Here is a 24,771-nt window from a genome sequence, read left to right as displayed (position 1 = left end):
GGAAGGAGAGGGCCTCTTTAATCTTTGCCAGGCTGGAGAGTTTCTCTTTTATGCTGGAGGGAATCTCTGGCATGAGCAGCTCGGCGAGGGACTCGCCTATGCTCTCAAAGCGCTCCACTTCCAGCGCGAGCTTCATCCTCTCATAGCTGCCGAAGAGATTTGCGGCAACCGGAAACTCGCTTCCCCTTACCTTCTCGAAGAGCAGCCCGGGACCGCGGCGCTTGCTTACGCGGTCGACTATCTCCGAAATCTCAAGCACCGGGTCGACCTCTACCTTTATTCGCTTTAGCATGCTGCGCTCTTCGAGGGCGGCGATAAAATCATGGAGGTCTCGGTATACCATGGTAAGGAGTTGAGTGCATGGTAATAAAATCTTTTGCCTGATAGGAACCCTCCAGCGGGGTTCCTATCACCTCCCAGCAACCGGTAGATTCCAGTTTATAGGAACCCTCCAGCGGGGTTCCCAGAGGTTAAGTTTACATAGCTCGCCTGCATAATCGCTTCCATGCAGCTGGGCGAAGGAAAGGCCAGGCAGGTTCGCAGTATGTTCTCCTCCATAGCGGGGCGCTACGACCTGGCAAATTCCCTGCTCAGCCTGAGACGGGATGCCTACTGGCGCAGGTTCGCAGCGGATGCGGCAGGGCTGGGCAATGGAGACATAGCCCTGGATGTCGCCACTGGTACGGGCGAGCTGGCATTTGAGCTTGCAAAGCGCGTGGACGGAGGCAGCGTCATCGGCGTCGATTTCAGCGCAGAAATGCTCTCTGCAGCGAAACAGAAGGCTGAGCAGAGGGGAATGGAAAATGTGCACTTCACCCTCGGCGACGCCCTCACACTGTGCTTTCGCGACGGGAGCTTTGATGCCGTTCTGGTCGCCTTTGGGTTGAGAAACTTTGCGGAGATTGAGCATGCACTTCGCGAGCTTGTGCGTGTGACAAAGCGGGGCGGAAGGGTGGTTGTGCTGGAGTTCACCCTCCCGCCCAACAGGTTTCTGAGATGGCTGTACTCGCTTTACTTCTTCCATGTTCTGCCCTTCCTTGGCGGCCTCATCACAGGCAGAAGGGAGGCCTACGCCTATCTCCCTGCCTCAGTGGCTGAGTTTCCCTCGCCAGGGGAGATTTGTATGCTCATGGAAAAGGCGGGGCTTGAGAATGTTAGATATCACCTTCTAACCCTGGGCACTGTAGCAGTTTACGTAGGGCAGAGAAAATGAGTGGGAAATTCTGCGTCAGGTGCGGAAGGCAGAGTGAGAGGCTTATAGATTCCCTGTGCATGAAATGTCACCTTGAGCGCAGGGTAGCTGTGGCACTGCCCTCCAGGATTAAATCAAGGGTTTGCAGAGAGTGCAACGCTGTGCTGAAGCGCGGGAAGTGGGAGCGCCGTGCGAAGAACCTTGAGGAGGCTGTGGAGGAGGCTGGCTTCTCGGCGATAGAGGAAAATGTGCGAGTGGAGGGTATTTCCAACGCCAGAGTGGGCATTGCCTTTCTCGGGCTGTCGAGGAGTTCGCCGAAGGACTACCTGGCAAGGTATCGCCTGGAGGTTAAAGGCAGAGTGGGTGAAGAGGATGTGGAGTTTTTCAGGGAGGTGGGTGTGGGCGTAAGGCTAACCCTCTGCGATACCTGTCAGCGCAGGGCTTCGCGCTACTATGAGGCGGTGCTTCAAATCAGAGGTCATGCCCCCCTTACCCCAGAGGAAAGGAAGGAGCTTTCAGAGTTTGTTCGCCGTGAGGTTGAGGCGAGACGGGGCGAGGCCAAGGCGTTTATCTCAGACTACACTGAGCTGAAGGAGGGTCTGGATTTCTACCTGGGCTCTGCAAAGCTTGCAAAGAGGATAGCAAACCTCCTGCTCGCAGAGTATGGCGGCACCATAACAACCTCCACAAAGCTTGTGGGTGTGGATGAGAGCGGGAAGGGCATGCTACGCCACACCATTGCCTACCGCCTTCCGAGGCTCAGGCGGGGTGATGTGGTCAGTGTGCAGGGAAAGGTCTGCGAGGTGCTGGGGTTGAGCCACAGCAGGGTTCGCCTTCTCGACCTGGATACTAGAAAAACCCTCTCGCTGACAGAGAAGCGCCTCGAGGGCGTGAAGATTCTGGGCAGGGCCGAGGATGCGGTGAAGGGGATGGTGACTGAGGTGGTTAAGGACAGGGTGCAGGTGCTGGAGTTTAAAGATTACAAAACTTTTTATTTCGATACACCGCTTCCCTTAAAGGTGGGCCAGGAAGTGCGAATTTTCGAGACTGAAGGTAGGGTTTATCTTCTCGCAACACCCCTGGAGGAATAGAATGGATATTGAGGAGAGATTCAGGCTTATTAAAGGTGTGGCCGAAGAGGTTGTCACAGAGGAAGAGCTCCGCCAGCTTCTGGAGACGAAGGCTGAGCCGGTGGCATATGACGGCTTTGAACCCAGCGGGTTGGCGCATCTACCAGTGGGAATCTACCGCCCCCTCCTGCTCAGAGACCTGCTCAAGGCCAGGGTGAGGTTCAAGCTGCTGCTGGCGGACTCCTTCGCATGGATAAACAACAAGCTGGGCGGCGATATAGAGAAGATACGCGACGCCGGCAGGTACTTTATCGAGGTATGGCGCGCCGCGGGCGTAGACATGCGCCGCGTTGAGGTGGTGTGGCACAAGGACTTCTTTTCCGACGAGGAGTACTGGAGGAAGGTGATTTTAATAGCAAAGAACCACACGCTTAAGCGAACCCTGCGCAGCCTCGCCATAGCAGGCAGAGAGGAGGACGTCTCAAACCCGGCGGCCTTCGTCTTCTACCCCAGCATGCAGTGCGCCGACATCTTCCATCTTCGCGCGGATATCTGCCAGCTGGGAATGGACCAGCGCAAGGTGAATATGCTCGCTCGCGAAATAGCCGACAAGAGGGGTATGGTCAAGCTTCTGGGCTATGAGGGCAGAGGCGTTAACGGCAAACCAGTGGTGGTGAGTCACCACATGCTTCTCGGCCTGCAGGGCTTCGCATCGAAGGCTGAGCAGAGCAGGCAGAAGGTTGGCTATGCCCTGGAGGCGAAGATGTCCAAGTCCATGCCCGAGAGCGCCATCTTTGTGCACGACTCGAAGCAGGACATAAAGCGCAAGATTTCAAAGGCCTTCTGTCCAATAAAGGTGGTGGAGGGCAACCCGATTCTCGACTACGCCAGGGAGATAATCTTCCGCGCCTTCGACGAGTTCACAATCACAAGGCCCGCGAAGTACGGCGGCGATGTGACCTACTACTCCTACACAGAGCTCGAGAGGGACTACCGCGAGGAGAAGCTCCACCCCCAGGATTTGAAGAACGCCATTGCCGAGTACCTGGATAAGCTCATCGCCCCGGTGCGGGAGCACTTTGAGCGCAACCGCGAGGCGAGGGAGCTCTACGAGAGGGTGAGGAGCTACAACGTCACGCGGTGATTTGAATTTTATTTTTATTTCAGTTCTGTTTTGCACATCGAAAGAAAAAGGTTAAATATTCAGAAGCAGCAACCACGTGCAGGTGGTATCATGGGAGGGGATTTCGACTACAGCAGGGCTGTGGAGATATCCGATGGGATATACTGGCTGGGTTGGACCGAAGAAAACTCTGCCTTCAGGTCGAACCCGTATCTAATAGATGACGGCGAGGACGTGGTGCTCATAGAGCCCGGCTCTGTGCCCCACTTCGGAATCTTTTATAAAAAGCTGGAGTCGGTGGTTGAGCCGGAAAGGGTGAACTACATCTTCGTGTCGCACCAGGACCCTGACCTGTGCACCGGCATACCCCTGCTGGAGGAGAAGCTGAAGAAGAGGTTCACAGTGCTCACCCACACCAGAACAACCTTCCTCCTGCCCTTCTACGGTATAAAGAGCGACTACCATGCGGTGGACATGCACAACTGGAGGCTAAAGCTAAAAAGCGGCAGGGAGCTCAGGTTCATATTCATGCCTTACTGCCACTTCCCGGGAATGACGGTGATGTACGACACCAAGAGCAGGATACTCTTTTCGGGTGACCTCTTCGGCGGGCTCTCCTACAACTGGGGTCTCTACGCTGACGAGTGGTACATCGAGGCCATGAAGGCCTTTCACGAGCACTACATGCCCAGCAGGGAGATACTGAGGCACAACATGTCAAAGCTGGAAAAGCTGGACATTAAGATGATTGCACCGCAGCACGGCTCCATAATACGCGAGGATGTGCAGCGCTATATCGATGCGCTCAAGAACCTGGATTGCGGGGAGTACATGCTCATTGGTGATTGAGATGGCAACCTACAGGGATGCGCTGGAGCTTGTGATAAGGCGGGAGTTTGGTGTCTACGGCCCTGAGAAGATAATAGACTTCGCGGCAAGGCAGGGGATAACCGTCGGGAGAAATGGCAACATAATCAGCACACCTCCCGGCAAGAGCGACAGGGAGCTGTTGGTGGAATTTATGAACCGCCTGCGCGAGGAGTTCGGCGAGGTTTCGGTAATCTCCTGCAGGGTGGCGCTGAACAACTTTTTCATAAAAAACCGGCTGGAGAATCCGCTGTAATCAGCAGGCTTTCTCTGCTCTCCTTCCTCCTTAAAAAGCACCTTGAGGAGGACGATATTGTAAGATTTGATGATGAGTATGGAAGGATAGGGTAATCACTTGGACTCCACCCCAATCTTGGGGCATACCTCGGCAAGGGGGCAGTCATGGCACAGAGGCCTTACCGGCCTGCACACCACCTGCCCGAAGGCGACAAAGGTGCGGTTGAGCCGGATCTTAAGCTCCTCCGGCACAAGTGCGTGCAGTGCACTCTCGGTTTCCTCGGGTTTGCGCGTGGCCACTATCCCCAGGCGGTTGCTCAGCCTGTGCACATGAGTGTCGACGGCTATGGCATTTTTGCCAAAAGCGTAGGCAAGCACAATATTTGCACTTTTGCGTCCTATACCAGGGAGCTTTGTAAGCTCCTCATAGCTCGCCGGAACCTTTCCCGAGTGGTGTTCAATCAGTGCCCTGGCAAGCTCTCTGAGCTTTCTCGCCTTGACCCTGTAGAAGCCCACGGGGTATATGAGTTTGATCAGCTCCTCCTCGCTCAGCGCAAGGAGCTCCTCAGGTGAATCAGCGCGCTCAAAAAGGCGCTTTGTCACGCTTGCGGTTGTCTCATCGCGGGTGCGAGAGCTGAGGAGTACAGAGACCAGGGTTCTGAAGGGCGTTGTCACCTGCTTCTTGAATTCATATACCGGCGCCTTTCGCCTTCTCGCCTCCCTCTCCATGGTATCCAGAAGCTCTTCCCAGGTAAGGCTGTCGAGTACACTCATAGCAACACCATAAGCATCACCAGCAACGCCATAGCCTCGAAGGTTATCTTGAGAAGGATTATCCGCAAAGCCATGCCCCGCGAAAAAAGCGAGGCCACCACAGGCAGTGTGTGCTGGGCATAGATTCTGGGCAGGGAGAGCACAAGCCCTGCAATGAGGGTGATGAGCGCCTCCCTCTCACCCATTACCCCCTGCTTCAGGAACTCTCCGGCCACGGCAAAGCCTGCGATGACATTCGCAAGCTGCGTGGCGATAACAATGGCCGCCTCGCCGGGGAGGGAGAACAGCGCCATAACCGGCTGAGCAAGAACAGCAAGCTTCTCAAGCATGCCAGAGGCAAGAAGGTACTGCACCGCCAGGTATGCGCCCAGGAACACCGGCACAACCCGAAGGAGGGTTTTGAGGCTCAGGGCGAGGGCACTGCGCAAACTCCCCCTGCTCACCTCCCCTTTAAGAACAACCTCGCGTTCCGGCAGTGCAGTTCTCGCATACACCAGAGCCGCAAAGCTCTGGATAAATCCGCTGCCCAGCTTAATCGCCATGTACTTCATGGCGAGAGGTGCACCCAGCAGCGGCACAACGACAGGGAGGTAGAACTTTGGCACGCGGAGAAGCTCATAGGGGAAGGAGGTAAGAAATGTGGTGAGGAGCACCTCCTTCTCGCTGACCTCGCCGCGGCGGTGGAACTCGGCAAGAGAGGAGTAGCCAGCGCTGGGACTCAGCATCCTTGCGAGGGCGCTGGCTGCAACCTCACCGCTCAGATGAGAGGCGGCGAGAAAGGGCCTTATCACCCCTGTGAGGTAGCCTGTCAAGCCAAACTCAAGCAGCAGGTTTGCGACAACAACACCTGCGCACAGGTAGAGCAGAGTCTCCAGGATGTAGCTCACGTCAACCCCCTAAAACTCTCTTCTTATAGCGTATTCAGCAATCACCTCAAGGGCACGCCTCGCAGGGGTGCTGCGAAGTTGTTTGAGTTCCTCCTTTGCCTTTTCAATAAAGTGCTTGGCTCTTCTGCTGGCATACTCTATTGAGCCAGAAGCCTCGAATATCTCCAGCGCTCTCCTGACGTCCTCCCTGGTTTTGTTGTCCTTTTTGAGAATGTTCTCAAGCTCTTTTCTCTGCCTCTCAGGGGCATTGCGGAGCGCATGGAGAATAACAAAGGTGGGTTTTCCCAGGGAGATGTCCATGCCCACGTGCTTTCCAAGCACATTCTCTCCGGAGACCACATCGAGGAGGTCGTCTGTCATCTGAAATCCTATGCCCAGAAGGTAGCCGAAGCGCGAGAGCGCTCTCACCTCTCTCCCGCTACCCCCGGCAGCAAGCGCCCCGCAGTCAGCGGAAGCTTCGAATAGGCTGGCTGTCTTACGCTCCACGATTTCCAGGTAGACCTCCTCTGTCAGCGAGGCATTGCCGGTGTGAAGCGTCTCAAGAACCTCGCCCTCAGCCAGGTGCATACAGGCATTGCTGACAACCTCACTCACCTCCCTCACGGGATGGGCACCTATGAAACCAAAGGCACGGGAGAATATCAGGTCACCCGCCAGGATGGCTATGTCATCCCCCCACCTGGCATTCACAGTGGCCACGCCCCGCCGCATGGTGGCGAGGTCTATTATGTCGTCGTGGATTATTGTAGCGGTGTGTATCAGCTCAATTCCAACGGCGATGGGCGCAACATATGAGACCTCACCATCGGGATTAACAGCCTTGTAGGAGAGGAGCACCAGAGCAGGGCGGACCCTCTTCCCACCCGTCAGGATGAGGTGTCTTGAGGCGCTGTAGAGCTCTGTGGGTGTAGCCTGGGGGATACTCTCAATAAGCAGCTTCTCAATGGCCTCCATGTCCCTTCCAAATTCTGGATAGGCATCCTCTACCAGCTGCCACAGTGCATCCATTAAAAAACCTCTGGGTAATCCCATGCACTAACGTCTTAAAAAGAGTATTGGAAAACTACACCTTTATGAGGTGATTCTTCCCCCCGTCTGAGACTATCAGGAGCAAATCCCCATTTTTATCCCTTTTGGTCTTCACCTTGTAACCTGTAAATACACCCACGACGTCGCAGAGCCTGGGGGGATATACCTCAAGGTCAGGTTCGCGATATACCTTTGGGTCTCTTGGTCCCTCCATGTGAATCACCTTTTATTATTAAACATTCGCGTATTTATAAATGTTGCTATCGGCGATTGCCGTGATGTGAAAAATATTTTTTAGGTTAGAATGCGGTGATAGACCATCTTTTTACAGGAGGATTTTTATGAAGGTGAGCATAGTTGGTGGAGCTGGCAGGGTTGGCTCAACTGCAGCGTATGCAATAGTGAATCTTGGTCTGGTTGATGAGATTTACCTTCTGGATATTGCAAAGGAGCGTGCTGCTGGCGAAGCTCTCGACATAACCCATGCCCTATCCGGGTTTAACAGGGATATGGTTGTCAGAGGTGGCGACGACTACGCCGGAGTTGAGGGCTCTGATGTGGTTATAATCACTGCGGGTGCCGCAAGAAAGCCCGGGATGAGCCGTCTCGACCTGAGGCACAGAAACGTGGGGATAATTCGGGATGTGGTGCGCAGGGTTATGGCGGAGTGCAGAGATACTATGCTCTTTGTGGTTTCAAATCCTGTGGATGTGCTCACCTACCACGCCTGGCAGGAGTCCGGCTTACCCGAGGAGCGCGTCTTCGGCCTTGGGACACTTCTCGACACCCTGCGCCTTAAGTCGATGCTAAAAATGAGGCTGGGGGTGGACTACCGGGAGGAGGCCTATGTCTTCGGGGAGCACGGCGACAGCATGCTCCCGGTATTCAGGCTTAGCAGCAATCATCCAGAGGAAGAGCTCATGCGCGTATTCGACGAGGTCAGGGAGGGTGCTGCGAAGGTGATTGAGAGCAAGGGAGGGACATGGTTTGCCCCCGCTGTGGCGATTGCAAGGGTGATAGAGGCGATTGAGCAGGGCGGGATTTATCCTGTCTCCACCTATGTCAGGGAACATCAGCTCTACATAGGCTGCCTCGCTGAGATTTCGCGGAATGGTGTGAGAAGTGTGGATTTTGAACTCACGGAAGAAGAAGCGCGGCTTTTCCAGCGCTCTGTGGAGACGGTGAAGGGCGCACTTGAGGTTCAGGCTTAAAAACTCTCCACCAGCGTGCGGAGCTCCTCTTCGCTCAGCGTGCCAGAAATCCAGACCACCCTGTTTTTGTGGGCATAGTAGTAGTGCCTCTCGCCCATGCCACTGGCTGTAAACACCAGGATATCGCCCATATTCAGGCTGCCCTCGGGAGAGAACATCCTGGAGCTCTGCATCCCTGTGTTCATGAGTGCGAGCATCTCCGAAGCCACGCTCTGATTGGGCGCGATGCCCACCCACACCTTAATAAGCCTGCCCTTGGGGCTTATGTACTCGGCAACAAGGGCGTCCTCCAGATTTAAAGCCGCGCTGCCCCGGTGAAGTGCCCTTACCTCCCGCAGCGCCTCCTCCCCGCCCTTCAGGCTCGCCAGGGTGAAGTTCGCAGGATGGAGATTTATCGCCCCCTGTGGCTGGGCCTCTTCGGGTTCCTTTTCGCCCTGGGCAGAGAAGGCGACTACTGCGAGCAGGGCTATGCCAAGCAGCACGAGAATCGCATTTTTTGCTTTCATGGCGATACCTCATCTTTCCGGGATTGGGCAGAAGGCGGGCTGCGGGCCTCGTAGGAGATGCACAGTATTATACCCACGACAAACAGAATTACGCCCAGCCATATCTCATTGAGCAGGGGCTTTATCCTAACGGTTATTGAAAGGTCCCCCTGATAGGTGGGCGAGTCCAGAACAACAAAAACATCTCTCACTAAGCTGCGGTCTATGAGGGGTCTCCTTGCGTCGCCGTTTTTGTACATCTCGAACTTCACATCCCCCTCGCCTATCCTTGCGTCGCCTTTGTAAATAGCAACGCGGGCAAGCTGAACCTTCCTGAAGGCGTTTATCAGGGCGTCGTCTACTTCGCTGGCGATGAGCACCACGTCGGTGGCATCACCGCTATCAGGGGTTCTGACTCCCAGGAGGGGCATGCCCACGACTACTGTCTCCATGCCCGCAGGTATCTTGAGGCTCGGGTCGGCTGCCACCCAAAGTTCACCGCTGCTGTCGGTCAGCTTTATGAATGCGGCATGCTCTGTTCTGAGCACCCTGCCAGCGGTGCCCCTGACCGCATACTCCTCCCGGATATCACCTTTCGCAATGGAAGCACGGAACTCAGCTATGCTCATACCGTAACCTGAGCCAGACCCGGAGGCGCTGCCGTAGTCGATGTATTCGCGGTAGTCGAGGAGCTTTATCCTGTAGTCGCTCATGACCTCGCCCTGATGCACACCCCAGGTGCCAAGCCTGCCGAAGCCCTCATGGAATACCGCCTGAGCTAGAACCTTCTCCTCCCCTATGCGGTTCTTGTTAAGGGTTACAGAGAATTCACTGGTGAAAATGGAGGAGAATACTGCACCTATTGCGATAAGGGCAACCCCAATGTGGATTGCAACAACCCCTGCCTCTCTCAGTTTTCTCTGCATCGGAGAAGAGGTGAAGCGGCGCAGCCTCTCCACGGAGGCATAGAGGATGTAGAAGACAGGTGGAATCACGCTCAGCGATGAGATTTCACCTATGGTTGAGTATAGCAGCGGCTTTGAGGCAGAGATGAAGGAGGTGTAGTCGACGATGTTGTAGTCCTCGCTGGGCTTTATGAACACCGCCACCAGGGTTAGTATGGCGAAGACAAGAAAGCCCTGGAGCACCTCCTTTTTTCTGTCAGCGCGGTAGTGCAGCCCCAGACCTATAAGCAGAAGGAGAATCAGGAAGAAGGGGTAGAGCCAGAGGTTGAAGAACTGCTTTGTTATGGCGTATTTCTGTGTTGTTATCTGCTTCATCAGGGGCGGAAAGGTTATCCCATAAAAGGAGATGAAGCTCATTATGAGAAAGACCAGGATGGCGGCATAGAATATGTTTGTCCTGTTTATAATCTGATCCCCCTCTTCCCTCCTCCCTACGCGGGTGTACTTCCAGAGCCCCAGCAGGAGAGGCGCAACAAAGGAGATACCCACCAGAAGCATTATGTACTTACCCACATCGCCCGCGATGAAGGCGTGGACGCTCTCGAAGATTCCGCTGCGCGTTACGGCGGTGGCATACACCACCAGGGAGAAGGAAAAGGCAACCAGCAGCGGTGCCAGCACGTTGTACTTTGTCTTGTCCCGTCTGTGCTCCAGGGCAACATGCATCGCTGCGGTGAGCATTAGCCAGGGCAGAAGCATCGCAGTTTCCACAGGGTCCCAGGCCCAGAAGCCGCCCCAGCCCAGGGTCTTGTATGCCCATATCCCGCCGAATGCCATTGATATTGTGGAGAACAGCCAGGCGATGCGCAGCCACTGCAGCCCCTTGGTAACCCACAGCCTCTGGGCGGAGCCCTCTACGCCCCGCGCCCTGCCGGTGGTGAACAGGTAAACCAGTGCCCCGGCGAAGGGTATCGTTGTGCCCGCATAGCCCAGGAAGGTGGTAAAGGGATGGGTGGCCATCCAGGGGTCGAGCAGGAGGGGGTTTAGACCATTGCCGTCCTCAGGCATGTAGCCAGGTGTGATGCCCGAAAAGGCCTCATAGATTGTTATAAAGGGCGACTGCAGGAAGGTGAGAAAGGTGAAGTAGAGCCCCAGGACTACGACGATTAGCTGCGTGTGCCTCACGAAAGAGAGCTTTCTCTCCTCTCCACGCTCCAGCCACAGGGCGCTGAGCACTATCAGCATGGCCCAGAAGAGGAGTGTGCCCTCCTGCCCTGCCAGTGTACCTGAAAGCTTGTAGTAGAGGGGATAGCTACTGCTGCTGAACTTCCAGACGTAGGCTAAGCTGAAGTCGCTTACTGCGAAGTAGTAGAGGAGAAGGAAAAAGGCGGCTGTGAGGGAGGTTGCGAAGAGCACCAGGGTTGTCCTCTTCAGCCTCTCCAGCTTCTCTTTATAGGGCAGCACCAGCAGTGCAGCAGTGGCTGAGCCTGTGAGGAGCGCCACGCCAAGAAGCACATCGCCCAGGTTCATTACTGCGCTCCTCCTACGGAGGCCTTAACGTTGAGTAAAACTTTTTTAAACTCGTCCGCGGGCATGTAGCCGGGGACGCGGGTTATTACCTCTCCATCAGAGGTCATGAAAATTACATGCGGCGGTGCCTGCACATTGAATCTTCGCGTATCCTCCTTGTTCACATCCATGTCTATTGCAATTCTCACGAAATCTTCGGAGAGAATCTTCCTTATGTCCTCCCTGGAGAACACATCTTTGTGATACTTCTCGCAGTACACGCACCATATGGTCCAGAAGTATACCATCATGGGCTTCTCTGCCTCCACCGCTGCCTTAGCTCCCACGTCGTATGTGTTGTACCACTTCAGCTCAGCGATATAGGTGTAATTCTGGTCGCTTATCACAGGCGTTGCGCTGGTGGCATAGTAGGCAAATAAAACCACAGCCCCAATTGCAGCAATTGTGAGTATCTTCCTGGTTTTTAGCATGAAGTATTCTCCTTTCTTTTAAAAATATTTAATGATATTTAATTATCTTTTTGTTGGCAAAGTGAAAAAGTAGCAGAACAAAGCCTTTTCAAGATGACAAAACCACGACAGAAGATTCTCCTGCCTGGCATTCCCGGGAGTGTAAGTCACTGATCATTCAAAGGCGAGATGGCGCTGAGAGTTACAGGACCACCACCTCCATAGTAAAGCCTGTATTTACCTGAGGGCAGGGCAATAACGCTCGGGTCCACGACCATCTCTGGATCATAGGGACCTCCGGCACGCAGTATCTCACCCTCCACAGTCCAGGACAAGCCATCCTCGGAACGGGCCGTGTAGATACGGTTCGGAGGCACCACCGGCTGACCTTCAGGGGCCGTGGCATAAAACATTCGGTAGCTGCCATCAGGCAATCTAATTACATTGGGGTCTACTGCCCGTTCGAGACGTAACCCATCTTCCAGAGTGAAATTTAGACCATCACGGGAGATTATGCTGGCCACCGCATTTAGCATCTTATCACACACAAAATATATCCTCACCCTTCCATCCGGCAGACGCACGGCATCAGGGACGCTGGTCCAGCCATGACAGGGGGCGCCCATATTTTGAAATCGCAAACCCTCTTTAACCCAGGTCAGCCCATCGGTTGAGACAGCACTATGAATCACATGGGTATCCATATCCAACTCCACTTTGTAGTACATTCTATATCTGCCGTCTTCCAGCTCTACAAGGGTGGGGTCGCACCCTCCCATTATCCGAACCCCTGGCTCCTCGGTAAAGGTTAACCCGTCTTCTGAAACAGCGCTGAAGATTCCTTCAGCCCTGCAGTAATAAAGCCTGTAGCCACCCTCCGGTCTGGCGACGATGTAGGGTACGCCGCCCTCGACGCGAATTCCCTCCTCCTTGGTCCAGCGGGAGACAGGTTGAGAGGAGGGCGGTTTAGTTGCCCCGCCGTAAGTGGCAAAAAATATTCCCTTCTGGTACTGGCCGTAATACATAAACCATTTATCGTTGATTTTAATCAGGGTGGGGTCTGCCGGGGGGTGTTCCCCAGGTGCTCTGGGAAAAACCAATTTTGGTTCTGAGAATATATCGCCTTCAAAAATCGATTCATACACGCCCCTGTGAGACCAGAAAAACAGGTGCAGCCTCCCGTCGTCCCAGAGGACAAGCTCAGGCCCGTCTAAAAGGTCGCAGAAAACGTCATTGCGGGAATCGAGGACTATCCCCTTCTTTTTGAAATTTATACCGTCTTTAGAGACGGCATAAAATAAAAAGAAACTGGAAGGATTTGGTGAATGTTCGCAAAACTTCTGGCGCTTCTCAGTTCTGTAAACCATCAGATAGCTTCCATCCTTAAGTCTTATGGTCGTCGATGCCCCTATTCCATAGTCGTCCAGATTATCGTGTCCTCCCCGACCTATTCTGATTCCCGCTTCCTCCTGCCAGGTAAGGCCGTCCTTAGAAATTGCACTTCTTATAACGCCGCCCTTTTGAAAATACATCCTCCATCTTCCATCGGGAAGCCTCACCACGTCGGGGAAAACGGCTGACCTGATTCTTACTCCAGCCTCCATTTTCCAGTTAATTCCATCAGAGGAGGTTGCCGAAAAAATTTCTGCCTCACCACCTTTCTCAAAACCCCCGCCCCCAAAATACATCCGGTACCTATTTTCCCCCACTTTGACCACCTCGGCGTCAGCATAGCTTCCAGCAATAGCTATACCCCCCGCTGTCCATTTTGGCCGAGCAGGTTTTTCTGGCTCCGGTGGAATTTGTGATTCCGGCGGCGGTGGAGGCGGAGAAGAGGGCAGCTCAGATTGAACCCGTGATTCTGGGGGAATGATTTCTTTTTCGATCTGAGCTGGTTGCTGTGGTTCGGGAGGTTTTTCAATTTCCTGCTGTTGGACACAGCCGCTGATTAAGAGGGCTGATACCAAAATCGCAGATAGCAGATGTTTTTGAATCATATACCTACTTTACCCTATACTGGGATGGTATTAAGAAAGGGGTTATACCTTGTAACTCTCCCCCGGCTCCAGCACCACAACCTCAGTTTTGCCACCCTCCTCCACCAGGCGCCTGAACTCCTGTGCACTGCTCACAAGCACAGGGAATGTGGCGAAGTGCATTGGTATCGCAAGCTTAGGCGAAACCAGCTCCACTGCACGAGCTGCGATGCGCGGTTTCATGGTGTACCTGTCACCGATGGGCACGAGCATTACATCCGGCGAAAAGAGCTCGCCTATCAGGCGCATGTCCCCAAAGATACCAGTATCACCCGCGTGGTACACCTTAATGCCGTCTAGCTCAACCACGTAGCCCCCTGCATCGCCCATGTACCGCCCTGCGTAGCTGCTGGAGTGCAGCGCTGGTACCAGGGTAACCTTAACCCCGTCCAAATCCACAGAGCCGTAGATGTTCATCCCCTCTGCCTCGATTCCCTGCTCCTCAAAGAACACGGCTATCTCGTGGATAACAGCAATCTTGGGCTTTGTCTGCTTGGCAATCTCCACCGCATCGCCCATGTGGTCCTCGTGTCCGTGGGTAATAAGCAACACATCAGGCGAGAGCTCCTCTGGTTTAACCTTTGCAAGGGGGTTGCCTGTAATGAAGGGGTCGATAAGCACACGCCTGCTGCCGGAGAGTTCAAAACATGCATGTCCCTGCCAAGTTATCTTCATCTATCCACCTCCACCCTATTGTCCAAAAGTTATCATCCTAAAAAAGAAAAAAAAGAGGCCGCCCTAGGGCGCCCCCGGTTCATACCACTCTGGAAGTTCGAAGTCCGCCTCCTTCAGGCTGTCGGGCCAGACTATCCTGGGCCTGGGCTCGCCTATTTTCGGGTCAAAGCGCAGCTGCTGCATGTACAGCTGGAACTTGCTCTCACGGTAGTCCTGGCTGAAGGCTATCTTGCCACCCTTCATCGGCTCAACCAGCTCAGGCATCTCAAGCTCGTTGAGGGCAGTCACAATCTTCGCCTTGTCCAGGCTGCCTGCCGTCTCTATCGCCTTTGCTGCGATGTATATACCCTCATAGGTCGAGGCGCCCATCATGCTCGGGTAATCGCCGTACTTGGCGTGGAAGGCCTCCTTGAAGCGCTTTGCCCTCTCGCCTACCGGTGTAGGCGGCGTGGTGTAGGGTGAGAACCTGCTCTCCTGTATGGAGTAGTCGCCCCACTCGCCCACGTCCTTGTAGTAGTCGGGGTCATCTGTGGCTTCCACAGCGAGGTAGATGGTGTTCAGGCCCACATCACGCCTGCCCTGCGTAACCAGAGGTACCTGCTCATTCAGGAAGGTTGCGGGGTAAACCACATCCGGCTTAGCGGCTTTGACCGCCGTCAGTACTGTGCGGAAGTCGCTCTCTCCGCGCTTGAACTTCTCCTCCGAAACGAGGGTTATCTTCAGGTTGTGCTTTTCAATCGCCTTTTTCACACCCTCGAGGACACCCTCGCCGTACTTACCCTCCTGGTATACCATTGCAAGACGAAGCTTGCGGTCCTCGCTGAAGCCGAATTTGGCGTTTATCGCTGGCCTTATAACCTGGTCCACGAAGAGCATCGTTGCCTCTGAGTAGTCGTCGGTGGTCGGGCAGTGGTGGAAGAAGGTTGAGGTGTCGATGTCTGTTCTGCGCGTGATGACAGGTGAGCTTGCTCCTGTAATTATGAAGGGCATCCCGTGCTCTGCTGCAACCACCTGGTCAGCGTAGGTTATGCTGCTCGAGAAGCCGCCCACAAGCACGTGCACCCTGTCCTCGGTTATAAGCTTTGTAACCGCCTTAACGCCGCCCTCTGTCGAGGTTTCTGTGTCGCCCTTGTAGAGCTTTAGCGGGAGCTTTCTGTCGTACTCCTTCACATAAACTCCACCCTGGGCGTTTATCTCCTCCACCGCAAGCTCAGCCGCCTCCAGCATGTCATTGCCTGTGGTGCTCGCCGGGCCGGTTAACGGCGCCACCAGGCCGATTAGTATCGCTTCTGGAGCCTGAGCTTCAGCCTTTGGTGCCCCCTCCTCCGCAGGCTTCTGGGCGCATCCGGCGATGAGCACCAGAAGCAAAAGCGGTATCAATATTCTGCTCACATTATTCAACCTCGGCACCTCCTCTGCCATGTTATTCCATAGCATCCTAAGTAAAAGGAGAATATTTATAATTTTGGGTAATCGCCCTCAGGAAAACCTCTTCGAGGTCTAAGGTTTGATGTTCTATCCTTACAACATCCCCTCCCCTGCGAAACACCTCTTTTGCCAGATAATTGATTTCATCCATATTGGAACTGAAGGCAACCTTAAAACCATTTCTGTTTTCCACCGGCAATCCGATTTCTTCTACATTATCCAGTTTAAACCAGAGTGCATATCTAATACCCCCAAACCTCTGCTTGACGTCTTCCACAGGCCCCATGGCAACCTTCCTGCCATCCTTCAGTATCAGCACCCTGTCGCAGATTTTCTCTGCCTGGTACAGGTTGTGGGTGGTCAGAAGTATGGTTTTCTCGCCCCTCAGGCTCCTGATGTACTCCATTACGTAGTTGGAGGTTATTGGGTCCAGGCCGGAGGTTGGTTCATCGTAAACCAGAACCTCCGGGTTGTTTATCAGGGAGCGGGCAATTGCAACTTTGCGCCTCATACCCTTTGACATTTCGCCCAGCTTCCTGTTTCTGTGCTTGAGGTTCAGGTCATCCAGGATGGAATCAGCTGTTTCCTTTATTTTTTGCTTTTCTATTCCATAAATCTCCCCAAAGAAGCTCAAGTATTCTTCAGCTGTCATGTCCTCATATACAGGAGTCTCCTCCGGCAGATACCCTATTATCCTTTTTGCCTCTTCTGGCTGGTTTCTGATACTGTAGTCAGAAATCCAGATATCACCCTGCGATGGTTCTATCAGGCCCACAATCATTTTAATAACCGATGTTTTTCCGGCACCATTTGGACCCACCACCCCGAAAATCTCGCCTTTATCAATTTTAAATGAGATGTTGTCCACAGCTCTAAAATCTCTATATTTTTTTGATACATTCTCAACTTTTATCATCGTCTCTAATGTCCAGGACAGATTACTTAAGTATTATTTTTCAGCCGCCGAAACAAAAAAGTTAAGAAATCCCGTGATAGAATGATAAAAAATGAATTTTAAAAATATTCTGGTCATATCAAAGTGGGAAATCAAACGCTCGAAACCAAAATTCAATCTTAATGTCACGCTCCTTACCTTATTCCTTTTTGCCTCTTTTACAGCTCTGTTTTTATTCTCTGTGGGCATGCAATCCTCGGGACAGGTGCTGTATTCTGCAGGAATCTCTGGTGAGGACAGGATAATAAACTCTGCCCTTGAGTATGACAGGAGGTTCAGGCTGTTTTATGTGGATGAGGAGGAGGGGCTGGATTTGCTTGGAACAGGAGGTCTGGACCTCCTCGTCGTTGTCTCGGGAGAGGGGACGAGGGTTATCTACACCGACTCTGAAAAATCCCTTGCGGCCCTGGATGCCCTGTCTCAGGCACTGAGGGTGTACAGGAGCATGGCCCTCTGGGTGGTGGATGAGGAGAATGTTAAGTACGCCTTTCCGCTCTGGATTCAGCCCCACTACTTAAAGCGGGCTGAAGAGTTCCAGTACTTTACATCTGCATTTAATGAGGAGCGCGGGGTGGAGGAGGCTCCTGTTAAGAAGGGCCTCCAGGAAGGGGAGGTGAGCCTCAAACCCAGTTCTCTGAGCAACTCTGAAGTTGTGAATCTGGTTGAGAGGTATAGAGGGAGTGCAGCTGACACGAAGGGTATAAGTCAGGAGGAATCCCGTATAACCCTGCCTGCCATCTTCTCGCCTCCACTCCCTTTTAGGTCGGTGCTTTTAACTTTTCTGCTTGCCTTTCCCATATACCTCTTCTCCCAGTTCTATTCCTCCAGTATGCTGGAGGAGAGAACCAACCGTCGTGCTGAGCTACTTCTGACGTCCCCTTTGAGAGGAGAGGAGGTGGTGGCTGGCAAGACCCTTGTGCATTTCCTTCTGGCACTGGGCAGCGCAACGGCAGTTGCCCTGATTTTAATTAAGAGGGTGGAGGCAGAGATAATTCTCGTGTTGATTCCAGTCATCCTTTTCTTCCTGTCTTTGTCCTTTTTAGCCTCCCTTCTGAGCAGGAGTTATAAGGAGAATTCCTTTATTATAATCTTCATTTCTGTAATATTTTTCTCCTTTCTGTTTTTCCCTGCGATGTTTGTGGACATACACACAGTAAGCAACATCTCTCCAGTTTCAATGATAGTAAGTGTGCTGGAGGGAGGAAATGTGGGGGTTTCTCAATATATCTTTACAACCTTTCCTCTGTTTGCGATAAGTGCAGTCCTCTTTTTCATTGGCGCCCTTATGTTCCGAGAAGAGGTGCTGTTTTCTCAGAAGAGCATAACCCATAAGATCTTCTACGGAATTAACATAATGTGGGAGAGATTTGAAGGAAGGCTTGCATGCGGTGTGGTCTTCGGAATCATGGCGGCAATAGTGGCATACATGCTCGAGCTGATATTCATAGTGGCCCTGTTTCAGGTCCCCTTCCCCTATTCCCTCAATCTGATGATAACCCTCTCCGCATTCTCAGAGGAGGCCATTAAGATAGCCTTTGTGGTTGGGGTTGTGAGGTACTCAAAACTCAGCCCCGGCAGGACGGTGCTTCTCGGCGCCCTCTGCGGTTTGGGCTTCTTTATCGGAGAGAAGCTGATTGCCCTGGTAACTCTGTCCCAGATTTACAACTCGCTGTTTGGCTCTGTTATTTTCCTCGGAGGGTATCTGTTCAGAACTCTTATGCTGCATGTGATGCTGACCTCTGCCAGTGCCCTGGGCCTGGTGTGGAGCCGGGGGAGGGTTAACAGGAATTTTCTGCTCGTTCTTTTCCTTGTAAGTGCGGCGCACCTTCTCTACAATTACAGTGTGGTAGGGGGGATACAGTGAAGGAGTTTATCCTTGCGAAGAAGGAGTTCAGGAGTCTGATAAAAGAGAAGACCCTGATTCTGACGGTGTTGATTCAGCTTTTAATAGCCTCCTTCTCTGCCTTTTTGATAGTGGGCGTTATGAGCTATGTTTCCCCCGAAACTCTGAGCACCTATGGTACAGAGAAGGTCAATCTGGCGGTGGTCTCTGCGGACCCGGAGCTGGTAAATCTCCTCAGGCAGGAGGGAAAGTTCAACCTGTTGTTCTTCAAAGACTTTTCCAGGGCGCTGAACTCCTTCTATGAATATGAGGTGGACGGTGTGCTTGTGGTCTCCAGAGGGTCCATTGTCAAGATAGACCTCTATCTCCCGAAGAATGACATCAAGGCCACGCTTATAGCTTCATATCTGAAGGAGCCCCTTGAGAGGTACGAGGAGACCCTCCGCAGCAGGGTGATTGAATACCTGCCCGGAGAACTCAGGGAAGTGCTGGGATATGAGTTCAGGGTGAAGGAGACCAGGGTTAAATCCAGCTATTTTGAATTCATATATGGGATACTCATACCCCTGCTCCTACTCGCCCCTGCCTTCATTGCAGGGGGGCTGATTATAGACCTGCTTACAGAGGAGATGGAGAAAAAAACCATGGAAATTCTCCTGTCTTCACCCTTAAGCTTGCTTCAGGTTGTAAATGCCAAAATTCTCGTATGCCTCTCCATAGTGCCCCTTCAGTCCTTTCTGTGGATTAGGCTGCTTGAGGCAAATGGCATTGCGGTAGAGCGCGAGCCTTTAATCCTTCTCTTCACCCTCAGCGTCGCCCTTGTTTTAATAATATCAGCAAGCCTGCTGGTGCTGAGCTACAGGAAAAGGGCCACAGCCCACTTCCTCTACTCCCTGATACTGATGAACCTCTTTCTGGCAGGGATGCAGTTCAGCACCATCTCACCCCTCAGTGCGGTGACCAGCCTCTCCCTGGGCGGGGCTTTTGAGCCTGTCCCCCTTGCCCTGTTTGTGCTCATGCCCCTGCCCCTCTATCTTGCCCTGAGGAGAAGTGTGAATGGATTTAAGGATAGAGGCATGACGATGTGCTAACTGTCCTCGGCAAAAACTTTCATTTTGGAACACGAAAAGACCATATACGCTCATTATGAAAAGATATGCATGGAAGAATATGATGCCATAATTGTGGGCGGGAGTTTTGCGGGTCTTGCAACGGCATACTTTACTGAGGCTGAAAATCTGCTGATTCTTGAAAGAGAGGAAGAGGTGGGAGCAAGGCAGAGGTCAACCTGCGGGGCTCCTCTGGAGTGGGTTAAGAGACTGGGCGCTGAGAAGAGCATCCTCAGAAGGCTTGACACCATAACCCTCCATTCCCCTGGTGGGAGGGAGATTGCAATCGACCTCCCGATGCCCTACTGCACCATAGACTACAGAACCTTCTGCACCTCGGTCTCGGAGCACCTGCGGAATGCCGAGATAAAAACCGGCTCAGAGGTTACGGGCGTGGAAGCCGGAGACCTGAAAAAAGTGCAGTGCGGTCGTGATGCATACTCTTCAAGGCTCATCGTCGACGCCAGCGGCTGGCGTGCCGCGGTAGCTTCGCGTCTCAGGCAGGGCTATGCCAGCATGACCCATAAAGTCGCCGGCCTTGAAACAGTTGCCGAGTACGATGCAGATTCCATCCACATATACTTTGGAAGCAGATTAATTCCCGGAGGTTATGCATGGGTCTTTCCTCTGGCGGATGGCATGTCGAGGATAGGCGTGGGGAGTCTCAAGAAGGTCAATCTTGTTGACTTGAACAGAAGATTTTTAGACTTCCTTGGTCTCAGGCGATGGCATTCTGGGCACCACGGTGGAATTATTCCATGTCTGGGCATGAGGGACCCTGTGGTGAAGGACATATTTGTTGTTGGGGACGCAGCAGGGCAGGTTCTGCCAGGGACGGCGGAGGGTATAAGAAAGGCCTTCATCTACGCCGAGATGCTCGGGGGTCTTATTTCAAAGGTCCAGAGGGGGGAGCTTGAGCACACCAAGGCTCTGGAAATTTACAGACATGAGGTGCTTAAATCAAAGAAGTTCTATGATACCCTGCTATCTATCCAGAAGATTGCATACAATGCCCCCGACTGGGCCTTCAACAGGGTGATAGAGAAGGTCGACTCTGGCGGAGATATTGCGCAACGCCTCTTAAAGGCATATTTTGAGGAAGATTTAAACTATGCGGGACGTTTATCAGCCCCGCTGGGGTTTATGTTAACACGTTGATGGAGGTGAATAAAAATGGGTGAAAGACTTAATGCACCTGCGCTGGGTTATGCTGCGGCAATTCTTTCCGGGGCGACAATGCTTTTGCTCGGCGTACTCGGAAGGCTGGGGATATACACCACGGGCGTGCAGATGATGCAGCAGTGGCATGTGTTTTTCTCGCTGAGCATCGTAGGGATAATTGCAGGGATATTTGAAGCCGCTGTGGTTGGGTTTGTATACGGATATCTATTCGGGAGGATTTACAACAGATTTGTCTGACCGTGCTGAAGCCTCCTTCAGGAGGTGCTCTGCTTCCGCCGTCTGTACAGAAGTCCCGCTGCAACTGCGATGCCAGCAAGTAAAGCCGCATATCTGAGGCTGTTGCTCGATTTGCCACCCTTTCCTACACTAACCGGGGCCTTTAATTCCTGGGTGTAGATGTTGGTGTCGCCCTTTTCTGTGTCTCCCGTGGCCCTGACAATAAGCCTCAGCAGGTACTCCTTGGGTATCGCATCCTTGTCGATGTCAAACTCGAGTGCTGCTGTTCCGGTTTCCCCAGGTTTCAGGGTGCCTATGAAATCGCTTCTTATGTCAAAGGAAAAGGGCTGTCCAGCCTCTCTAACAACCCGCACGTCCACTGACTCGCCGTTTTCATGGCCAATGTTCTTTATGTCGAGGTAGAGCAGGGCACGCTCTCCGGGCTTCGGTAACTCGGGAACTAGCTTTGTGCCGACCACATCAAAGTAGGGTTTTGGCTCGACTATTATGTTCACCTCTTCCTGAACCTCGAACCTGTTGTTTCGGAGGTCCTCATAGCTTAACAGCAGAGGAAGAACATAATTTCCGGGCCTGGCTGTCTCTTCGACGTCCAGGTAGAACGTGGCGGTCTGCTCAGTGCCGGCATCAAGCCTGCCGAGATAGGCGAGGTTCTTGTTGGAATAAGAGGGTTTGAATGGCCCATCTGTTATAAGCCTCGCCCTTACGTTTTTGGCCACAGCTTCGCCGGAGTTGTGTACCTTCACCACGATTTTGACGTTGTCGTCGCCGCTCCTGATTTTAGCGGGGTCTGTGTCGACGCTGGCCACACCCAGGGATATACCACCCTTCACCAGGATTCCCAGCAGGATGGTCTGCGTCTTTTCTTCCATGAGATTGTTCTGCCATACCAGCTTCAGTGGTGTCTTGTACACACCCTCAGGTGTGTTAAGCTTTACGTGGATCGGATAGGAAAGGGTGACCTCATCGCCTCTAAGAACAACCCCAAAGTATCGGGGGCTCTCCTGGGCGCTCTCCACCCGGTTCAGCCATACTCGCAGGGCACCTATGGCGTCCACCGGTGATGTGTCGTCCGGGTCCAGACTTGCCTTTAAATAGACGGCATAGGTCGGAGCTAAATTTTTCAGGGTAATGTTCAGGATGGCGGTCTCTCCGGGCTCTACCTGTGTCGGTGCTATGCTGACGGCATAGAAGTCAGCCTCAATACCTGCCACGGCAGGAACCGCCAGCATCATGGATAGCAGAAGTAAAATTCTTGGTCCGTAATGCATTCTTTTCATGTGTTTACCTCCCTTTGAGATTTTCTTTTAAAATTAATGCCGGAGGGACTGTTGAGAAGGCCGCAAGCAGGCTGAAGAAGATGCCAAGGGCCAAGGCTTGGCCCATCTGCTGCGTTGATGGTAGAGCAGAGGCTAGGAGCCCCAGAAATCCGGCGACTGTTGTGAACGTCACTATGATTAATCCCAGTCCAACAGTGGACACAGATTCCAGCAGCGCCTCTATGGCACTCTTTCCTTTGCTCATTTCCTCCTCGTACCTGTTGATTATATGAATACCGTAGTCAACGCCCAGACCGAAGAGGATGGGTATTAAGCCGACGGAGATAAAGGAGAAGGGGATGCCCAGGTATCCCATCCAGCCACTCGTCCAGGTTATAGCCAGAACCACAGGCACCAGTACCAGCAGCCCCCTGGTTATCGACCTGAAGTAGAGCATAACAGCGGACAGCACCAGCACAATGCCCGCTAAGCCTATGATGCCCAGGTCATTGCCGAAAACTGCATAGGAATCGACGTCCAGAGCTATCATCCCGCTCAGCCTGGCCTCAAGACCCGCATCCTCGATACTCTCTCTTACCCTCTTGATGAGGTCCATCTCCACGGCGGGTTCATAGGGTATGTTTACCCTCACGTTTATCAGGGCAAATTTATAGTCCCTGCTTACCAGCGCCCTTGCCCTGGGGTCGCTGTCCACTACCTTCTTTATAGCTGCCATGCTGGAGGGCAGGTATCCGTAGCGATCCATCACAACCCCTGCCAAGCTCGATACGTCTGTTACGCCCTCCTCCTTTTTCAGGCGATTTTCGACGACATCCATCGCCCTTATCAGCGAGGGCTCTCTCACATCCTCTGCCTCCAGCAGGATCTGTACCATATCGCTGCCACCATACCTATCCTGCACAGTGTGCATCGTCTGAATGGTCTCAAGGGTGCTGGGTAGCATCTTCTCGTAGTTGAGCACAACATTGATACTAGCAATACCGGGGATGGAGATGATGGTGAACAGGAGGACGCCTGAGAGCACCGCCAGCGGATACGCCGCCTCGAATTCTCCTGCTTTACGCAGTGCATTTCTCGGCCCAGCCCACAATCCTGTCTTTTTTGTGATCTGCTTATGTGACCTTTCATCGAGGAGGTAAAGCAGAGAGGGGAGCATGAACAGCGATGCTATGAGGGCGAACAGAATGCCAAGTACCAGAACCGCACCGAACTGTGTATTCATAGGGATGGTGCCAAAGAGTAAGGCGCCGAATCCTCCTATGGTTGTCACAGACGTGGCGATAATGGGAGGTCCAACGTTCATTACACTGATTTTCAGCGAGTCCTCGTGGGTGTTGCCAGCCTCCTTCTCCTCCCTGTATCTGTCAACGAAGTGAATCGCATCCGCTGTGGCGATGCCAACGAGAAGCGAGCCGAAGGCGCTCGTCACCATGTTCAGAGGGATGCCCAGGTAGCCCATTGCCCCACCCGTCCAGATCATTCCAAATATTAGAGGAGAGATGGCCACCAGACCCCAGCGCACAGACGCGTAGATGGCTATCAGTGCGACAAGTACTATGAACAGCGAGATGGGTGCGGTCCTTTTTGTGTCGTTGCTCAGTATCACAAACCAGTCGCGGACAAATGATGGCATTCCTGTTATGCGTGCCTTTACACCGCCTGGGAAGGACGAGCCTGCTATGTCCTCCTCAACTCGCTTTATCAGCTCCTCAGCGCTCTTTTCATCGTACCCTATATCAGTGGTAAAAATGATGATGGTTGAGGAGAAGTCTCTGGCAAAATACTCTTTCAGCTCAGGGTGTTCGTCGAGCAGCACCTGCATCTGCTCAGGGGTTGAGGGAATTTCGCCGCCGTTGTAGCGCATTATTCCGCTCAGAGCGCTGGAGACCCCATACACATTCCTCTCCTTTACCAGCTGGTTCTCGAGCTGTGCTATAGCACTCCATACCCTCGGGTCCCTTATGTCGTAGACAGCATTTTCAGCGGTATAGTCTCTGTCCAGTCCCACCAGTACCATCTCCATTTCGCCGGTACCGAAGATGGAGCGGATGAGTTTGGTGGTCTCTATAGCTGGCATGTCCTGTGGCATCCACTTCTCCATGTTGGTCTCCACTCTGACTTTCGTGATGCCGTTAAGGGCTATGCCGGTTATCAGCAGAGCCACGAGCAGGACTGTCAGCGGGTGCCTGAGATGGAGCTCAGCAACCACCTTCAGAGCTCTTTTCAGCATTTCATAATTCTCCTGTAGGGCAGTGTTCACCCCAGCACAT

23 protein-coding genes and 1 pseudogene are annotated in these 24,771 nt (G+C 53.1%); 10 read left to right on the top strand and 14 right to left on the bottom strand.

Translation table 11 applies throughout. The annotated features are described in order from the left end of the window. Positions 1–343 (bottom strand): annotated as a pseudogene (locus ACXJJW_RS07035) (menaquinone biosynthesis decarboxylase); the annotation flags it as partial. 162 nt (positions 344–505) lie between these two features. Here ACXJJW_RS07035 and ubiE point away from each other — a divergent pair. From ubiE to ACXJJW_RS07010, 5 genes are all read left to right on the top strand, one after another. Continuing rightward, positions 506–1,213, top strand: coding sequence for a bifunctional demethylmenaquinone methyltransferase/2-methoxy-6-polyprenyl-1,4-benzoquinol methylase UbiE (gene ubiE, locus ACXJJW_RS07030; RefSeq protein WP_456475027.1), 708 nt, complete (start codon positions 506–508; stop codon positions 1,211–1,213). Next, the gene (locus ACXJJW_RS07025; RefSeq protein ID WP_456475026.1) at positions 1,210–2,283 is read left to right on the top strand and encodes a 60S ribosomal export protein NMD3; all 1,074 of its coding nucleotides are present in this window, start codon (positions 1,210–1,212) and stop codon (positions 2,281–2,283) included. Before ubiE ends, ACXJJW_RS07025 begins: the two co-directional genes overlap by 4 nt. Position 2,284: 1 nt before the next feature. Beyond that, positions 2,285–3,406 carry a tyrosine--tRNA ligase gene (locus ACXJJW_RS07020; protein WP_456475025.1) on the top strand — a complete coding sequence of 374 codons (1,122 nt, stop codon included), beginning with the start codon at positions 2,285–2,287 and terminating at the stop codon, positions 3,404–3,406. Between the two features lie 90 nt (positions 3,407–3,496). Next, positions 3,497–4,234, top strand: a complete 738-nt coding sequence (locus tag ACXJJW_RS07015; RefSeq protein ID WP_456475024.1) for an oxygen-binding di-iron domain-containing protein — start codon at positions 3,497–3,499, stop codon at positions 4,232–4,234. Position 4,235: 1 nt separating this feature from the next. Continuing rightward, positions 4,236–4,508 carry a hypothetical protein gene (locus ACXJJW_RS07010; protein WP_456475023.1) on the top strand — a complete coding sequence of 91 codons (273 nt, stop codon included), beginning with the start codon at positions 4,236–4,238 and terminating at the stop codon, positions 4,506–4,508. Between the two features lie 95 nt (positions 4,509–4,603). On the opposite strand, the gene ACXJJW_RS07005 is transcribed toward ACXJJW_RS07010, so the two are convergent. From ACXJJW_RS07005 to ACXJJW_RS06990, 4 genes are read right to left on the bottom strand one after another with little or no spacing between them, the layout of a single operon-like run. After that, complete coding sequence (locus ACXJJW_RS07005; protein WP_456475022.1) at positions 4,604–5,263, bottom strand: endonuclease III domain-containing protein; 660 nt, start codon at positions 5,261–5,263, stop codon at positions 4,604–4,606. After that, positions 5,260–6,150 (bottom strand): nucleoside recognition domain-containing protein, encoded by an 891-nt coding sequence (locus tag ACXJJW_RS07000; protein ID WP_456475021.1) that lies wholly within the window; start codon positions 6,148–6,150, stop codon positions 5,260–5,262. The genes ACXJJW_RS07005 and ACXJJW_RS07000 overlap by 4 nt, the downstream gene beginning before the upstream one ends. 9 nt (positions 6,151–6,159) lie before the next feature. Beyond that, complete coding sequence (locus tag ACXJJW_RS06995; protein WP_456475020.1) at positions 6,160–7,158, bottom strand: polyprenyl synthetase family protein; 999 nt, start codon at positions 7,156–7,158, stop codon at positions 6,160–6,162. Between the two features lie 55 nt (positions 7,159–7,213). After that, positions 7,214–7,393: a hypothetical protein gene (locus ACXJJW_RS06990; RefSeq protein ID WP_456475019.1), complete on the bottom strand. Its 180-nt coding sequence runs from the start codon at positions 7,391–7,393 to the stop codon at positions 7,214–7,216. A gap of 127 nt (positions 7,394–7,520) precedes the next feature. On the opposite strand from ACXJJW_RS06990, the gene ACXJJW_RS06985 reads away from it, so the two are divergent. Further along, positions 7,521–8,390: a malate dehydrogenase gene (locus tag ACXJJW_RS06985; RefSeq protein WP_456475018.1), complete on the top strand. Its 870-nt coding sequence runs from the start codon at positions 7,521–7,523 to the stop codon at positions 8,388–8,390. Here the strand turns inward: ACXJJW_RS06985 and ACXJJW_RS06980 are convergent. The 7 genes from ACXJJW_RS06980 to ACXJJW_RS06950 all read right to left on the bottom strand — a co-directional run bounded on the left by ACXJJW_RS06980 (position 8,387) and on the right by ACXJJW_RS06950 (position 16,814). Then, entirely contained in the window at positions 8,387–8,896 is a 510-nt protein-coding gene (locus ACXJJW_RS06980; RefSeq protein WP_456475017.1) for a hypothetical protein, read from the bottom strand. The genes ACXJJW_RS06985 and ACXJJW_RS06980 overlap by 4 nt on opposite strands. Further along, positions 8,893–11,310 carry a cytochrome c biogenesis protein CcsA gene (ccsA, locus tag ACXJJW_RS06975; RefSeq protein WP_456475016.1) on the bottom strand — a complete coding sequence of 806 codons (2,418 nt, stop codon included), beginning with the start codon at positions 11,308–11,310 and terminating at the stop codon, positions 8,893–8,895. The genes ACXJJW_RS06980 and ccsA overlap by 4 nt, the downstream gene beginning before the upstream one ends. Further along, the gene (locus tag ACXJJW_RS06970) at positions 11,310–11,780 is read right to left on the bottom strand and encodes a thioredoxin family protein (RefSeq protein ID WP_456475015.1); all 471 of its coding nucleotides are present in this window, start codon (positions 11,778–11,780) and stop codon (positions 11,310–11,312) included. The genes ccsA and ACXJJW_RS06970 overlap by 1 nt, the downstream gene beginning before the upstream one ends. 146 nt (positions 11,781–11,926) lie before the next feature. Continuing rightward, positions 11,927–13,468 carry a hypothetical protein gene (locus tag ACXJJW_RS06965; RefSeq protein ID WP_456475014.1) on the bottom strand — a complete coding sequence of 514 codons (1,542 nt, stop codon included), beginning with the start codon at positions 13,466–13,468 and terminating at the stop codon, positions 11,927–11,929. Between the two features lie 330 nt (positions 13,469–13,798). Further along, positions 13,799–14,470, bottom strand: coding sequence for a metal-dependent hydrolase (locus ACXJJW_RS06960; protein WP_456475013.1), 672 nt, complete (start codon positions 14,468–14,470; stop codon positions 13,799–13,801). Positions 14,471–14,533: 63 nt separating this feature from the next. After that, positions 14,534–15,862, bottom strand: a complete 1,329-nt coding sequence (locus ACXJJW_RS06955) for an ABC transporter substrate-binding protein (protein ID WP_456475012.1) — start codon at positions 15,860–15,862, stop codon at positions 14,534–14,536. 46 nt (positions 15,863–15,908) lie between these two features. After that, positions 15,909–16,814 carry an ABC transporter ATP-binding protein gene (locus tag ACXJJW_RS06950; RefSeq protein ID WP_456475011.1) on the bottom strand — a complete coding sequence of 302 codons (906 nt, stop codon included), beginning with the start codon at positions 16,812–16,814 and terminating at the stop codon, positions 15,909–15,911. A gap of 91 nt (positions 16,815–16,905) precedes the next feature. On the opposite strand from ACXJJW_RS06950, the gene ACXJJW_RS06945 reads away from it, so the two are divergent. The 4 genes from ACXJJW_RS06945 (at position 16,906) to ACXJJW_RS06930 (ending at position 21,224) form a co-directional block, all read left to right on the top strand. Further along, positions 16,906–18,717, top strand: a complete 1,812-nt coding sequence (locus tag ACXJJW_RS06945) for an ABC transporter permease (RefSeq protein WP_456475010.1) — start codon at positions 16,906–16,908, stop codon at positions 18,715–18,717. After that, positions 18,714–19,787, top strand: a complete 1,074-nt coding sequence (locus ACXJJW_RS06940) for an ABC transporter permease (RefSeq protein ID WP_456475009.1) — start codon at positions 18,714–18,716, stop codon at positions 19,785–19,787. The genes ACXJJW_RS06945 and ACXJJW_RS06940 overlap by 4 nt, the downstream gene beginning before the upstream one ends. A 69-nt stretch (positions 19,788–19,856) precedes the next feature. Next, a complete protein-coding gene (locus ACXJJW_RS06935) occupies positions 19,857–20,963 on the top strand; it encodes an NAD(P)/FAD-dependent oxidoreductase (RefSeq protein ID WP_456475008.1) in 1,107 nt (368 codons plus the stop codon). Positions 20,964–20,978: 15 nt separating this feature from the next. Beyond that, positions 20,979–21,224, top strand: a complete 246-nt coding sequence (locus ACXJJW_RS06930) for a hypothetical protein (protein WP_456475007.1) — start codon at positions 20,979–20,981, stop codon at positions 21,222–21,224. 17 nt (positions 21,225–21,241) lie between these two features. On the opposite strand, the gene ACXJJW_RS06925 is transcribed toward ACXJJW_RS06930, so the two are convergent. Both ACXJJW_RS06925 and ACXJJW_RS06920 read right to left on the bottom strand, forming a co-directional pair. Then, entirely contained in the window at positions 21,242–22,501 is a 1,260-nt protein-coding gene (locus tag ACXJJW_RS06925; protein ID WP_456475006.1) for a COG1361 S-layer family protein, read from the bottom strand. A 4-nt stretch (positions 22,502–22,505) separates the two neighbouring features. Continuing rightward, positions 22,506–24,731 carry an efflux RND transporter permease subunit gene (locus tag ACXJJW_RS06920; protein ID WP_456475005.1) on the bottom strand — a complete coding sequence of 742 codons (2,226 nt, stop codon included), beginning with the start codon at positions 24,729–24,731 and terminating at the stop codon, positions 22,506–22,508. Between the last annotated feature and the right edge of the window lie 40 nt (positions 24,732–24,771).

The sequence above is a fragment of the Candidatus Pyrohabitans sp. genome, assembly GCF_054014795.1.
The sequence above is the reverse complement of the archived record's forward strand: the minus strand, read 5'-3'. Positions and strand labels throughout refer to the sequence as shown.

Coding starts and splice junctions, on each gene's coding strand:
- ubiE (WP_456475027.1), top strand. CDS start 506: ATGCAGCTGGGCGAAGGAAAGGCCAGGCAGGTTCGCAGTATGTTCTCC.
- ACXJJW_RS07025 (WP_456475026.1), top strand. CDS start 1,210: ATGAGTGGGAAATTCTGCGTCAGGTGCGGAAGGCAGAGTGAGAGGCTT.
- ACXJJW_RS07020 (WP_456475025.1), top strand. CDS start 2,285: ATGGATATTGAGGAGAGATTCAGGCTTATTAAAGGTGTGGCCGAAGAG.
- ACXJJW_RS07015 (WP_456475024.1), top strand. CDS start 3,497: ATGGGAGGGGATTTCGACTACAGCAGGGCTGTGGAGATATCCGATGGG.
- ACXJJW_RS07010 (WP_456475023.1), top strand. CDS start 4,236: ATGGCAACCTACAGGGATGCGCTGGAGCTTGTGATAAGGCGGGAGTTT.
- ACXJJW_RS07005 (WP_456475022.1), bottom strand. CDS start 5,263: ATGAGTGTACTCGACAGCCTTACCTGGGAAGAGCTTCTGGATACCATG.
- ACXJJW_RS06995 (WP_456475020.1), bottom strand. CDS start 7,158: ATGGATGCACTGTGGCAGCTGGTAGAGGATGCCTATCCAGAATTTGGA.
- ACXJJW_RS06990 (WP_456475019.1), bottom strand. CDS start 7,393: ATGGAGGGACCAAGAGACCCAAAGGTATATCGCGAACCTGACCTTGAG.
- ACXJJW_RS06985 (WP_456475018.1), top strand. CDS start 7,521: ATGAAGGTGAGCATAGTTGGTGGAGCTGGCAGGGTTGGCTCAACTGCA.
- ACXJJW_RS06980 (WP_456475017.1), bottom strand. CDS start 8,896: ATGAAAGCAAAAAATGCGATTCTCGTGCTGCTTGGCATAGCCCTGCTC.
- ccsA (WP_456475016.1), bottom strand. CDS start 11,310: ATGAACCTGGGCGATGTGCTTCTTGGCGTGGCGCTCCTCACAGGCTCA.
- ACXJJW_RS06970 (WP_456475015.1), bottom strand. CDS start 11,780: ATGCTAAAAACCAGGAAGATACTCACAATTGCTGCAATTGGGGCTGTG.
- ACXJJW_RS06960 (WP_456475013.1), bottom strand. CDS start 14,470: ATGAAGATAACTTGGCAGGGACATGCATGTTTTGAACTCTCCGGCAGC.
- ACXJJW_RS06950 (WP_456475011.1), bottom strand. CDS start 16,814: ATGATAAAAGTTGAGAATGTATCAAAAAAATATAGAGATTTTAGAGCT.
- ACXJJW_RS06945 (WP_456475010.1), top strand. CDS start 16,906: ATGAATTTTAAAAATATTCTGGTCATATCAAAGTGGGAAATCAAACGC.
- ACXJJW_RS06935 (WP_456475008.1), top strand. CDS start 19,857: ATGGAAGAATATGATGCCATAATTGTGGGCGGGAGTTTTGCGGGTCTT.
- ACXJJW_RS06930 (WP_456475007.1), top strand. CDS start 20,979: ATGGGTGAAAGACTTAATGCACCTGCGCTGGGTTATGCTGCGGCAATT.
- ACXJJW_RS06925 (WP_456475006.1), bottom strand. CDS start 22,501: ATGAAAAGAATGCATTACGGACCAAGAATTTTACTTCTGCTATCCATG.
- ACXJJW_RS06920 (WP_456475005.1), bottom strand. CDS start 24,731: ATGCTGAAAAGAGCTCTGAAGGTGGTTGCTGAGCTCCATCTCAGGCAC.